We start from the raw sequence: 12346 nt of genomic DNA on the forward strand, positions 1-12346 counted from the left end.
AAGCTGAACCCGGTGAACGCCACGACGATCACCACCGCCGCGATCACACACTGCCGCAGAATCCGCCGCAGCCCCCCGACCCTGCGCTCCCCGCCCGCGCGTCGCCCGTCGGCCGGCGGATCCTGAGGCGTTGCCATGATGAGCCCAAGCCTACCGGCGGCGTGTCGCGGTACGTCGCCGGGCCCGCTCAAATCCCCATCACCCCCTCAATACCCCTTGGGGGTATAGGGTGGGAACCGGAGCCGGCCGGCGGATCGTGAGGGGAGATGCCCATGCACGCGATTGTGCACGCACTGACCATCACCGGGTCGATGACGTGGCAGATCACCTGGGCGCTGATTCTCGGCTTCGCGCTCTCGGCCGTCGTCCAGGCGGTCGTTCGGAAGAGCACGGTGGCACGCGTCCTCGGGGACGGACGGCCGAGGACGCTCGCGATCGCTTCGCTGCTCGGGGCGGCTTCGTCGTCGTGTTCGTATGCGGCGGTGGCGCTGGCGCGGTCGCTGTTTCGCAAGGGGGCCGACTTCACGGCGGCGATGGCGTTCGAGATCGCGTCGACGAACCTTGTCGTGGAACTCGGCGTGATCCTGGCGCTGCTGATGGGGTGGCAGTTCACGCTCGCCGAGTTCACCGGCGGCCCGATCATGATCGTGGTGCTCGCGCTGCTGTTCCGGCTGTTCCTGCGCGACCGGCTGCTGCGTCAGGCGCGCGAGCAGGCCGAGCGCGGCGTGGCCGGATCGATGGAGGGGCACGCGGCGATGGACATGTCCGTCGGCGGCGACGGCTCGTTCCTGCGCCGGCTGCTCTCCGGGCGCGGCTTCACCTCGGTGTCGCACGTGTTCGTGATGGAGTGGGCCGCCATTCTGCGCGACCTGGTCGTCGGGCTGCTGGTGGCCGGCGCGATCGCGGCGTGGGTGCCCGACTCGTTCTGGCACGGGTTCTTCTTCGCCGGGCATCCGGCACTCGCGAGACTCTGGGGCCCGCTCGTCGGCCCGCTGGTCGCCGTCGTCTCCTTCGTCTGCTCGATCGGCAACGTGCCGCTCGCGGTGGTCCTGTGGCAGGGCGGCATCAGCTTCGGCGGCGTCGTGGCCTTCATCTTCGCCGACCTGCTGATCGCGCCGATCCTCTCGATCTACCGCAAGTACTACGGCCTGCGCATGGCCGCCTTCCTCGCCGCCACGTTCTACGCCGCGATGGTCGTCGCGGGCTACGTGGTCGAACTCGTCTTCGGCGGCCTCGGCCTGATTCCCTCGCAGTCCACTGCGAAGGTGCCGGACCAGGGCGTGAGCTGGGACTACACGACCTACCTGAACATCGCATTCCTCCTGCTGGCCGCCGTGCTGGCGATCCGCTTCCTCCGGACCGGCGGGATGATGATGCTCAAGATGATGGGCGGCGAGCCGGAGTCGGCGTCCGAGTCTGGAGCGACGTCGGCCGCTGAATCAGCCGGTGGCACCGAGGCGCATGACCATCACCGCCATCATGACCATCATCAGGACCGCCGCTAGCTGAGCCACGGCCACTCGACCCTCAGATCGTCCCGCCGTTGCTTCGGGCTTCGGCCTGCCTCACAACGTCGTGGGCAGGCCGAAGGCCGGGAACAGGTCGGGGGCGTGGAAGACGTCGACGCGGGCCACGCCGTCCGCGCCGACCGTGAACAGGTGAAGGTTGAGCGCCTCGAACCCCGGCGTGCCGCGACGGCGGTAGAGGGCGTAGGCGGGACGCGCGTTGGCCTCGCCGATCGGCACGAAGCGGTAATCGCCGCCGCGTGCGAAGACGGTGCCGAAGAATTCGGCGATCGCGTCGCGCCCGAGGAACCAAGCCGCGTACGGCGGCATCTGGAGCAGCGCGTCGTCGCGCAGGGCGCGCTTGAGCGCGTCGAGGTCCTTCGATTCGAACGCGGCCACGTAGCGCTCGAGCAGGCCGCGCAACTCCTGTCCGGTCGGCTCCCTCAGCCCGCTCTCGTCCGGCATCGCCGCGGCCAACTGCGCCCGGGCACGTTGCAGGGCGCTGTTGACGGCCGCGGGCGTGGTCTCGAGCAGCGCCGCGGTCTCGGCGGCGCGGAACGCCAGCACATCGCGCAGGATCAGCACCGCGCGTTGCAGCGGCGGAAGATGCTGGAGCGCGGCGACGAACGCGAGCCGCACGCTCTCCCGCTCCGCCGCCAGCGTGGCCGGATCACGATGGTCGAGCCCTGAATCGGGGAACGGCTCCAGCCACGGGATCTCCGGAGCGCGGGCCAGCTCATTGACATCGGCGACGCTGCTCGGCGCCGACAGATCCGCCGGCAGTGCGCGCCGCTTCGCCGCGGCCAGCGCGTCCACGCACAGGTTCGTCGCGATCCGGTAGAGCCACGTGCGCACGGACGCGCGGCCCGGATCGTAGGTCTCGGCGGACCGCCAGGCGCGCAGCATCGTCTCCTGCACGAGGTCCTGCGCGTCGTGCAGCGAGCCCGTCATCCGATAGCAGTAGGCGAGGAGTTCGGCACGGTGCGACTCCGCGGCCTTGGTCATGCGGTCGGCGACCACAGTCATGTCTTCCATCAAAACATGCCGATGAGTTTCGGGCGCCGCGCCGGTACATACCTGCATGAAGCACATGACGACCTCGCAGAGATGGACCCTCGCACTCGCCTCGCTGGCTTCGCTGATGGTCGGCCTGGACGCACTCGTGGTCACCACCGCCCTCAACACGATCCGGTTGCGCCTTGGCGCCTCGATCGAGGACCTGGAATGGACCGTCAACGCCTACACGCTCGTGTTCGCGGCACTGCTGCTGACCGCGGCGGCGATCGGCGACCGCATCGGACGCCGTCGCCTGCTGGTGATCGGGCTGACCGTGTTCACGCTCGGCTCCGCCGCCTGCGCGCTCGCGCCGGGCATCGGAGCGCTCATCGCCGCACGCGCGGTGCAGGGCTCGGGCGCCGCGATGGTGATGCCGGCCGCGCTCGCGCTGGTCGGCGCGGCGTTCCCGCCCGAACGCCGGGGAACGGCGATGGGCGTCTTCGGCGGCGTCACCGGCCTGGCCGTACTCGGCGGGCCGGTGCTCGGCGGCGCCGTCGTGCAGGGCATGGCCTGGCAGTGGATCTTCTGGCTCAACGTGCCGATCGGCATCGCGCTGATCCCGCCGGCCACGCGGCGGATCACCGAGAGCACCGGACCCGCGCTACGGCTGGACCCGCTCGGCCTGCTGACCTCGGGGCTCGGCGTGTTCTGCGTCGTGTGGGCCCTGGTACGCGCGAACTCGGTCGGCTGGGGCTCCGCGCAGACCGTGGTCGCGCTGGTCGGCGGATTCGCGCTGCTGGCCGCGTTCGTCGTGGTCGAGGCCCGGGTCGCGGCGCCGATGCTCCCGCTGCGGCTGTTGCGCAACGTGCCGTTCGCCGCCGCCAACTCGGCCGGGCTGCTGATGACCGCGGGGATCTTCGGCGCGGCGTTCTTCTTCGCCCAGGACCTGCAGGCGGGCCGGCACCTGACCCCGCTCGGCGCCGGCCTGCACCTGCTCCCGTGGACGGCCACCCTCTTCCTGGTCGCCCCGCTCGCCGGCGCGGAGATCAACCGCTTCGGCGAGCGCCCGCTGCTCGTCTTCGGGCTGCTCGGCCAGGCGGTCGGCTTCGGCTGGATCGCCGTCGCCGCGCACGGCGGCTACCCCGCGATGATCCCGCCGATGGTGCTCGCGGGCTTCGGCGTCTCCACCGCGATGCCCGCGGTCCAGAGCGCGGCGCTCGGCGCGGTCCGCCCGCAGGAGATCGGCAAGGCGTCCGGCACCTACAACGCCATGCGCCAACTCGGCGGTGCCCTCGGCATCGCCGTGCTGTCCGCGGTCTTCAGCGCACGCGGCGGCTTCGCCACGCCGCACGCGGTGACCACCGGCTTCGGCGACGCGATGGTCGCCGCGTCCGCGCTGTCCGCTCTCGGCGCCCTCGCCGGGCTCGGCGTGGGCGCGCGAGAGCGGATCGACTACAGCACGTCCTCCCCGGACGCGACGATCATGGAGCGCACCTCCGCGTAGCCCTGAAGCTTCGCGACGTCGGCCGCGGTCGCCTTCCCTTCGGGGGAGGCGAACGCGGCCCGCAGCTCCTCCAGAGAGTCCCATTCGAGCTCGGCGACCTGGTAGTACGGCTCGCCGCGCACGGCCACGGCGTCCCGGCTGATCAGGTAGCGCCGCAGGCCCGGGATCTGCCGCGCGATCGGGATGTGCACCTCCCGGTAGTGCCGGTCGAAGGCTTCGGGATCGCTCGGGGTCTCCCAGAGCACGATGAATCTGGCGGTCATGGAACTGCTCCCATCGAGTGGATGCTGCCGATACACCCTTACCTACCGGCGAGCCGCGCCGTACTCATCGCTCGGCGGGAAGGATTTCCGGCCGAGCATCCGGTAGCAGTGCACCAAGAGCTCACCGCGATGAGCCTCCAGATCCACGTCGTCCATCATGCCCCACTTCGCCCACGTACGATGCTCGGGTGACCGGCAAAGCTACCGAGCAGCAGCGGCTGCAGGACCTCGCCCGGCTGCGGCGCGTCAAGGACCGGATCGACCGCGAGTACGCGCAGCCGCTCGACGTCGAGGCGCTCGCCCGCGGAGTGCACATGTCGGCCGGGCACCTCAGCCGCGAGTTCAAGGCGGCGTATGGAGAGTCGCCGTACGCCTACCTGATGACGCGGCGGATCGAGCGCGCGATGTCGCTGCTGCGGCGCGGCGACCTGAGCGTCACCGACGTCTGCTTCGAGGTGGGCTGCTCGTCGCTCGGCACCTTCAGCACGCGGTTCACCGAGCTGGTCGGCATGCCGCCGAGCGCCTATCAGAGGCAATCCGCGGACGAGACGGACGGCATCCCGTCGTGTACCGCGAAACAGGTCACCAGACCGATCAGGAATCGAGAAGCGGGCGGTTCGGGCGCCGCCTAGCATCGAGGCATGGACATCGACCTGACCATCAACGCCAGCTTCCTTCCGCACACCGACCCGGACGCCTCCCTGGCGTTCTACCGCGACACGCTCGGCTTCGAGGTCCGCAAGGACGTCCGCTACGGCGGCATGTGCTGGCTGACCGTCGGGCCTCCTGACCAGCCGAACACCTCCATCGTGCTCGCGCCGCCGGCCGCCGATCCCGGCGTCACCGAGGACGAGCGCCGCACGATCGCCGAGATGATGGCGAAGGGCACCTACGCGACCCTGCTGCTCGCCAGCCCGGACGTGGACGGCGCCTTCGAGCGCATCCAGGCGGGCGACGTCGAGGTGGTCCAGGAGCCGGCCGATCAGCCGTACGGGGTACGCGACTGCGCCTTCCGCGACCCGGCGGGCAACCTGATCCGCATCCAGCAGGCCGGCTGAGGCGGCGGCGGACCCGGGCGGACAGCGGACCACGGTAGAGAGCGGGCATCGGCAGGCAATGGCGACCAGGGCGAAGACAGAGACCGCCGCGCACGACGCGATCCGCGTCCACGGCGCGCGCGAGAACAACCTGAAGGACGTCAGCGTCCAGATCCCCAAGCGGCGGCTGACGGTCTTCACCGGCGTCTCCGGCTCGGGCAAGAGCTCGCTGGTGTTCGACACGATCGCCGCCGAGTCGCAGCGGCTGATCAACGAGACGTACAGCACCTTCGTGCAGGGATTCATGCCGACGCTGGCCCGGCCGGAGGTCGACGTCCTCGAGGGCCTGACCACCGCGATCGTCGTCGACCAGCAGCGGATGGGCGCCGACCCGCGGTCCACGGTCGGCACCGCCACCGATGCGAACGCGATGCTCCGCATCCTGTTCAGCCGGCTCGGCACCCCGCACATCGGCTCGCCGAACGCGTTCTCCTTCAATGTCGCCTCCGTCAAGGCGAGCGGCGCGATCACCGTCGAGCGCGGTGCCGGGACCAAGGCCGTGAAGGCGACCTTCAGCCGCACCGGCGGGATGTGCACGCGCTGCGAGGGCCGCGGCAAGGTCTCGGACATCGACCTCACGCAGCTGTACGACGCGTCGAAGACACTGGCCGAGGCGCCGTTCACGATCCCCAACTGGGGCGCGGACAACATCTTCAACTCCCGCATGTACGCCGAGTCCGGGCTGCTCCCGCCGGACAAGCCGATCGACAGGTTCACCAAGAAGGAGATGCGGGAGTTCCTGCACGGCGAGGCGCGCCGGGTGAAGGTGCAGGGCGTCAACGTCATGTTCGAGGGCCTGATCCCCAAGGTGCAGAAGTCGATCCTGTCCAAGGACCGCGAGGCGATGCAGCCGCACGTCCGCGCGTTCGTGGACCGCGCGGTCACCTTCCAGACGTGCCCCGAGTGCGACGGCACCCGGCTGAGCGAGGCCGCGCGCTCGTCGAAGATCAAGGGGATCAGCATCGCCGACGCATGCGCGATGCAGATCAGCGACCTGGCCGAGTGGGTCGGCGGGCTCAAGGAGCCGACGGTCGCGCCGCTGCTCGACTCGCTGCGTGAGACGCTCGAGTCCTTCGGCGAGATCGGCCTCGGCTACCTCTCGCTCGACCGCCCGGCCGGCACGCTCTCCGGCGGCGAGGCGCAGCGCGTGAAGATGATCCGCCAGCTCGGCTCGTCGCTCACCGACGTCACGTACGTGTTCGACGAACCCACGATCGGCCTGCACCCGCACGACATCCAGCGCATGAACGACCTGCTGCTGCGGCTGCGCGACAAGGGCAACACGGTGCTCGTCGTGGAGCACAAGCCGGAGACGATCGTCATCGCGGACCACGTCGTCGACCTCGGCCCCGGCGCGGGAACCGAGGGCGGCACGGTCTGCTACGAGGGGACCGTCAAGGGACTGCGATCCAGCGGCACGATCACCGGCCGGCACCTCGACGACCGCGCCTCGCTCAAGGAGTCCGTGCGCACGCCGAGCGCGGTCCTGGAGGTCCGCGGCGCCTCGACGAACAACCTGCGGAACGTCGATGTGGACATCCCCCTCGGCGTGCTCACGGTCATCACCGGCGTCGCGGGGTCCGGCAAGAGCTCGCTCGTGCACGGCTCGATCCCGGCCGGTGAGGGCGTCGTATCGATCGACCAGGCCGCGATCCGCGGCTCGCGGCGCAGCAACCCGGCGACGTACAGCGGCGTCCTCGAGCCGATCCGGAAGGCGTTCGCCAAGGTGAACGGCGTGAAGCCGGCGCTGTTCAGCGCGAACTCGCAGGGCGCGTGCCCGGAGTGCAACGGCGCCGGCGTCATCTACACCGACCTCGCGGTGATGGCCGGCGTGGCCACGGTCTGCGAGGAGTGCGAGGGCAAGCGGTTCGACGCGTCCGTGCTCGAATACAAGCTCGGCGGCCGGGACATCAGCGAAGTGCTCGCGATGCCGGTGGCCGAGGCCCGCGACTTCTTCGGCGAGGCCGAGGCGCGCACGCCGGCCGCGCACGCGATCCTGGAGCGCCTCGTCGACGTCGGCCTCGGCTACCTCACGCTCGGCCAGCCGCTCACGACGCTGTCCGGCGGCGAGCGCCAGCGGCTCAAGCTCGCCACCCATCTGGCGGACAAGGGCGGCGTCTACGTCCTCGACGAGCCGACCGCCGGCCTGCACCTCGCCGACGTCGAGCAGCTGCTCGGCCTGCTCGACCGCATCGTCGACTCCGGAAGATCGGTCATCGTCATCGAGCACCACCAGGCCGTCATGGCGCACGCCGACTGGATCATCGACCTCGGTCCCGGCGCAGGTCACGACGGGGGCCGGGTCGTGTTCGAGGGCACGCCCGCGGATCTCGTCGCCAAGCGGTCCACCCTCACCGGCGAGCACCTCGCGGCGTACGTAGGGGTTACCCCCTAGACCCTCCGGCGTACGCGGGAACGGCTCTCGCGGCGGACGCCCCGGCGCGCCGCCGTCCCTACCTTGGAGAGGAGGACGGCGACGCGGACAGGAGGGGCGAGGGATGACCGGCGGAGTGATCACCCATTTGATAGCCACCTACGGCTACTTCGCGGTATTCGCCCTCATCGCGCTGGAGAGCCTCGGAATCCCGCTGCCCGGCGAGACGGCCCTGATCGCGGCGTCCATCTACGCGGGCTCGACGCACCATCTGAACATCGCCGCGATCGCGGCCGTCGCGTCGGCGGCCGCGATCGTCGGCGACAACGGGGGCTACTGGCTCGGACGGCGCGGCGGGGGAGCGCTCGTCGCCCGGTACGGACACATCGTCCGGCTGGACGGGCGCAAACTGAAGGTCGGCCGGTACCTGTTCGCGCGGCACGGCGGCTCGGTCGTCTTCTTCGGCCGCTTCATCAGCGTCCTGCGAACATATGCCGCGTTCCTGGCCGGGCTCAACCGGATGCCGCTCGCCCGCTTCGCCGTCGCGAACGCCGCCGGCGGAGTGGTCTGGGCCGTGGGTTACGCGGCCGCGGCCTTCGCGATCGGCAGCGCGGCCGCCTCGCTCGGATCGACGGTCACGCTCGTCGGCCTCGGCGTCACGACCGTGCTGACCGTCCTCGGCACGCTCCTGCTGCGCAAGCACATGGCCCGGCTGGAGCAGCGTGCCGAGGAGATGTTCCCCGACGCACCCGACGTTCCCGGAGCCACCGACGTTCCCCGTGTTCCCGGCACTCCCAGCACTCCGGGCGCCCCCGGTGCAACCGCTGATTCCGGCGCCGGGGTCCCCTCGGTCAGAATTCCCGGGCCTCACCTGACGCGAGATGCCGTCGGTCGGTGTCGGTGAGGCCGCCGAGCACCCGGCCGTACACGGCGACGCCGTTCTCGCTGATCAGGCCGTCGTGGATGTCGACGACGTGCTTCGGCCGCACCGCGCGCACGTAGTCCGCGCTCTCCGAGACCTTGCACCACGGCGCGTTGATCGGTAGCAGCAGCGTCTCGACAGGCTGCTCCGGCACCGTCAGCGCGTCGCCGGGATGGAAGACCGTGCCGTCCACCAGATAGCCCACGTTCGTGATCCGCGGGATGTCCGGGTGGATCACGGCGTGCAGCTCGCCGTGCACCTGGATCTCGAAGCCCGCCGCCGAGAAGGCGTCGCCGTGCCCGACCGTGTGCACCCGTCCGGGGTACGCGGCGGACAGCTGCGAGGCGACGGAGGCGAGCGTCCAGACCTCGGCCTGCGGGTTCGCGTCCAGCGCGGCGCGCACGTGGCCCTCGTCGAAGTGATCCGGGTGCTCGTGGGTGATCAGCACGGCCGCGACGCCGTCGACGGCGCCGGGCTCGGTGAAGCCGCCGGGGTCGATGACGAGCACGGGCCCGCCCTTGTCGAGGCGGATGCACGAATGGCCCTGCTTGGTCAGCTGCACGATCTGTCCTTCACGAATCGGGGGCCCGACGTAGTCGATGATGGCCCGTCCCGCGCTCGGGCGCATCCCCGCGGCCGGCCGCCGGCTCGTCACCCACACGGCGGTGCCCGGCCAACCGATCGGCCCCCTGCAGGGTCATCGGTTCGACGGTCCGGGCATGGCACCCCAGCGCGCCGAACCACTGGGCGCCGCCGACGAACGCGGAAGGGGAACAGGATCATGGCATCCTCGTCGAGCACCTTCACCACCGCGGAAACCCGTCGCATACTCGCCTGCCGCCACGTGCGCGGCGAGATGCACGAGCAGCCGGACGTGCTCGCGCGGATGTCCCGGCACGTCGAGCACTTCGCCCGCCAGGTCGGCTCCCTGGCCGCCGAGCACGGCGGCCTGCGCGACGTCGTCTTCCTCGCCCCGGCCGGCACCCAGCCGGTGGCGATCCTCGGCCGGCACGCGGTCGCGGCGCGGCTCGGGCCGGAGGCGCTGCCGCCGCATACGGGCCCTGATCCGCAGTCCGTCGAGCTGGACCGGCGGCTGGTCATCGCGCTCTCCCCGTCCGGCGAGGACGAGCGGGTGCTCGCGCTCGCCCGCCGCGCCCTCGACTCCGGCTCGGCGCTGATCACCGTCACCAACGACGCCGGCTCCCCGCTGGCCCGGCTGGACGCGCTCAACGTGGACATCGCCGCAGGCCTCGAACTGTCCCCCGCGCCCACCAAGTCCGTCACCGGCATGATGCTCGCCGTCCTCGCCCTCGTCGACGGGCTGCCCACCGCCCGCCCGACGCCGCCCTCGATCGCCGACCCCTCGCAGGCCCTGGCCATGGCGGAGGCCGTCGGCGCGCTGCTCGCCGACCCCGCGCACGCCGACGCCGCGGCCGCCCGCCTCGTGCCCGCGCGCCGCGTCGCCGTCGTGGGCCAGGGCCACCACCTCCCGGCCGCGCTGGAGACCGCGCGGATGCTCAAGGACACCGCCGACCTGCTGGTCGAGGGCTTCTCGGTGGAGGAGTTCTGCGCGGGACCGCTCGGCGGATTCGACGCGCGCACCGCCGTCGTGCTGCTCTTCGGGCCGGCCCACGCCACCGTCCGCTCGCTCCGCGCCAGGCTGCGCATCCGCGGCGCGCGCGTCGTCGTGATCGGCAACGCCGCGGACGAGGCCGCGCGCCCCGACCTGCCGCTGCCCGACCTGCTCGTTCCCGGGGCCGCCGAATGCGTGCTGGCCACCGTGCGCGGCCAGCAGCTGGCCGTCGCCGCCGCCCGCGCCCTCGGCGTGGACCCGGACCGGCCCGCCGTGATCGACGTCACATCCCCGTCACCCGTTCGGTCGCAGCACGCGCCGGCGCCGGTCCGCGCGGAGCGTGAGGCGGGGGACGGGAGAACGGTTGAGAGTCCGCAGTAGCTGAATTCGAGGTCTGCCTGGATGCGCCCGCGCGCCGCATCGCGCTGGCCGTGCCGTTGTGATCACTAAGGGTGATGTAATACTGGAAGCGTGACCACGATCGACCGGGCCGACGCGTACGCGTTGCTGACCGACGGGCGCGCCGTCCGGCTGCGCTCCGCGACCCCGGGCGACTGGCAGGCCGTGCACGACTTCGCCGGGACCCTCGGCCCGGACAGCATCTACCGCCGCTTCTTCGGCTCGCCGCGCGATCCCGGCGTGATCCTCGCCGATCTGGTCTGCGCGCCGCAGCCGGAGCACGGCCCGGCCACCCACGGCGGCCTGCTCGCCGTCCTCGACGGCGAGGTCGTCGGCCTCGCCGACTGGTACCGCGCGAGCCGCGACCGCACGGACGTGGCCGAGATCGCGTTCGCGGTCTCCGACGCCCTGCACGGCAAGGGCGTCGCCACCCTGCTCGCCGAGCACCTGATGATCGCCGCCGAACGCGCCGGAATCCGCCGCCTGCTCGCGGTGACCCAGGGCGACAACCGCGAGATGCTCGGCGTTTTCATCGCGCTCGGCGTGCCGGTGGACCGCGACTGGTCCGACGGTGTCTGCACCCTGACGATCGACCTCGATCTCGACTCCGCCGCCCGCGCCGCGCTGATGGAGGCGGCGGCGAAACGCGAGGGCCTGGCCGACGAGGCGAGCCTGCGCAGCCTGCTCGCCCCCGGGTCGATCGCCGTCCTCGGCGATGTCGCGCACCCCGCCACCCGCCGCCTGATGGACGAACTCGCGCCCTTCTCAGGGCCCGTGTACTACGGCGGGGTCGAGGGCGCCGACCTGCCGGACGACGCGCGGCCCGAGCTCGCCGTCGTCACCTCGCCGCCGGAGCGCGCCGTCGCCGCCGTCCGCCGCTGCGCCGATCGCGGCGTCCGGGCGATCATCGTGACCGCGACCGGCTTCGACCGAGAGCAGGGCCTCGACCTGCTGAAAGCCTGCCGCGCCAACGGGATGCGCCTCGTGGGTCCCGGCAGCCTCGGCGTCGCCGCCCCGCACGGAGCCGACGGATTCAGCGCCCTGCTCTCGGCCACCGCCCCCGATCCGGGGCCCGCCGGCGTGGCCGTGCAGTCCGGCGGCGTCGGCCTCGCGCTGCTCAGCCACCTCGACCGGCTCGGCATCGGCGTCAGCACCTTCGCGGCGGTCGGCGAGAAGTACGACGTGAGCGCGAACGACCTGCTGCTGCACTGGGAGCAGGACTCCGACACGAAGCTCGGCCTGCTGCACGTCGAATCCTTCGGCAACCCGCGCAAGTTCGCCCACACCGCCCGCCGCCTGTCCCGGCTGATCCCGCTGCTCGCCGTGGACCCCGAGCAGTCGCTGAGCCAGGCGCGCACGGCCCTCTACGCGCAGGCCGGCATCATCGCGGTGCCCTCGCTCGGCGCCCTGGTCGACGCCGCGGCGCTGGCCGCGCACCAGCCGCTCCCGCGCGGCCGCCGCGTGGCCGTGATCGGCAACACGCACGGCATGGTCAGCCTGGCCGTGCAGGCCTGCCTGCACGCAGGGTTCGAAGTCACCCACGCCGTCGACGCCACCCCGTCCGCCGACGCCGCCAGGCTGGCCGAGCACATCACCCACGCCGTCGAGCGCACGGTCGCGGCCGCGGAGTCCCCGGCCGCCGCGGACTCCGCCGGAGCGGACGAGGCGGACGAGACGGCGCCCCCCACCGTCCCCGAATCCATCTTCCTGGCC

At 71.8% G+C, this 12346-nt stretch carries 11 protein-coding genes; 8 read left to right on the forward strand and 3 right to left on the reverse strand.

The features are described from left to right. The first annotated feature begins 272 nt into the window (after nucleotides 1–272). Nucleotides 273–1505, forward strand: a complete 1233-nt coding sequence (locus KDK95_RS31720) for a permease (protein ID WP_212522036.1) — start codon at nucleotides 273–275, stop codon at nucleotides 1503–1505. A gap of 60 nt (nucleotides 1506–1565) precedes the next feature. Here the strand turns inward: KDK95_RS31720 and KDK95_RS31725 are convergent, their stop codons facing one another. Continuing rightward, nucleotides 1566–2531, reverse strand: a complete 966-nt coding sequence (locus KDK95_RS31725) for an RNA polymerase subunit sigma-70 (RefSeq protein ID WP_212522037.1) — start codon at nucleotides 2529–2531, stop codon at nucleotides 1566–1568. A gap of 55 nt (nucleotides 2532–2586) precedes the next feature. Between KDK95_RS31725 and KDK95_RS31730 the strand changes: the two genes are divergently transcribed. Beyond that, a complete protein-coding gene (locus KDK95_RS31730; protein WP_212522038.1) occupies nucleotides 2587–4005 on the forward strand; it encodes a DHA2 family efflux MFS transporter permease subunit in 1419 nt (472 codons plus the stop codon). On the opposite strand, the gene KDK95_RS31735 is transcribed toward KDK95_RS31730, so the two are convergent. Further along, complete coding sequence (locus tag KDK95_RS31735) at nucleotides 3954–4268, reverse strand: EthD family reductase (RefSeq protein ID WP_212522039.1); 315 nt, start codon at nucleotides 4266–4268, stop codon at nucleotides 3954–3956. The two genes, KDK95_RS31730 and KDK95_RS31735, sit on opposite strands and share 52 nt — an antisense overlap. A 188-nt stretch (nucleotides 4269–4456) precedes the next feature. On the opposite strand from KDK95_RS31735, the gene KDK95_RS31740 reads away from it, so the two are divergent. From KDK95_RS31740 to KDK95_RS31755, 4 genes are all read left to right on the forward strand, one after another. Further along, nucleotides 4457–4900, forward strand: a complete 444-nt coding sequence (locus KDK95_RS31740) for a helix-turn-helix transcriptional regulator (RefSeq protein ID WP_212522040.1) — start codon at nucleotides 4457–4459, stop codon at nucleotides 4898–4900. Nucleotides 4901–4915: 15 nt separating this feature from the next. Beyond that, complete coding sequence (locus KDK95_RS31745) at nucleotides 4916–5326, forward strand: VOC family protein (RefSeq protein WP_212522046.1); 411 nt, start codon at nucleotides 4916–4918, stop codon at nucleotides 5324–5326. 58 nt (nucleotides 5327–5384) lie between these two features. After that, nucleotides 5385–7760 (forward strand): ATP-binding cassette domain-containing protein, encoded by a 2376-nt coding sequence (locus KDK95_RS31750; protein ID WP_212522041.1) that lies wholly within the window; start codon nucleotides 5385–5387, stop codon nucleotides 7758–7760. Between the two features lie 103 nt (nucleotides 7761–7863). Then, nucleotides 7864–8643, forward strand: a complete 780-nt coding sequence (locus tag KDK95_RS31755) for a DedA family protein (protein ID WP_212522042.1) — start codon at nucleotides 7864–7866, stop codon at nucleotides 8641–8643. On the opposite strand, the gene KDK95_RS31760 is transcribed toward KDK95_RS31755, so the two are convergent. Beyond that, a complete protein-coding gene (locus KDK95_RS31760) occupies nucleotides 8591–9223 on the reverse strand; it encodes an MBL fold metallo-hydrolase (RefSeq protein ID WP_212522043.1) in 633 nt (210 codons plus the stop codon). The two genes, KDK95_RS31755 and KDK95_RS31760, sit on opposite strands and share 53 nt — an antisense overlap. A gap of 219 nt (nucleotides 9224–9442) precedes the next feature. Between KDK95_RS31760 and KDK95_RS31765 the strand changes: the two genes are divergently transcribed. Then, entirely contained in the window at nucleotides 9443–10615 is a 1173-nt protein-coding gene (locus KDK95_RS31765; RefSeq protein WP_212522044.1) for an SIS domain-containing protein, read from the forward strand. A gap of 90 nt (nucleotides 10616–10705) precedes the next feature. Continuing rightward, nucleotides 10706–12346 (forward strand): GNAT family N-acetyltransferase (locus KDK95_RS31770; RefSeq protein WP_212522045.1); only part of this gene is annotated, 1641 nt, incomplete at its 3' end.

The sequence above is a fragment of the Actinospica acidithermotolerans genome (assembly GCF_018139625.1).
In the GTDB taxonomy this organism is placed as follows: domain Bacteria; phylum Actinomycetota; class Actinomycetes; order Streptomycetales; family Catenulisporaceae; genus Actinospica; species Actinospica acidithermotolerans.

Excerpts from the sequence above, each read along its gene's own strand:
- KDK95_RS31730 (WP_212522038.1), top strand. The coding sequence starts at position 2,587 with ATGAAGCACATGACGACCTCGCAGAGATGGACCCTCGCACTCGCCTCG.
- KDK95_RS31765 (WP_212522044.1), top strand. The coding sequence starts at position 9,443 with ATGGCATCCTCGTCGAGCACCTTCACCACCGCGGAAACCCGTCGCATA.
- KDK95_RS31750 (WP_212522041.1), top strand. The coding sequence starts at position 5,385 with ATGGCGACCAGGGCGAAGACAGAGACCGCCGCGCACGACGCGATCCGC.
- KDK95_RS31725 (WP_212522037.1), bottom strand. The coding sequence starts at position 2,531 with ATGACTGTGGTCGCCGACCGCATGACCAAGGCCGCGGAGTCGCACCGT.
- KDK95_RS31720 (WP_212522036.1), top strand. The coding sequence starts at position 273 with ATGCACGCGATTGTGCACGCACTGACCATCACCGGGTCGATGACGTGG.
- KDK95_RS31755 (WP_212522042.1), top strand. The coding sequence starts at position 7,864 with ATGACCGGCGGAGTGATCACCCATTTGATAGCCACCTACGGCTACTTC.
- KDK95_RS31735 (WP_212522039.1), bottom strand. The coding sequence starts at position 4,268 with ATGACCGCCAGATTCATCGTGCTCTGGGAGACCCCGAGCGATCCCGAA.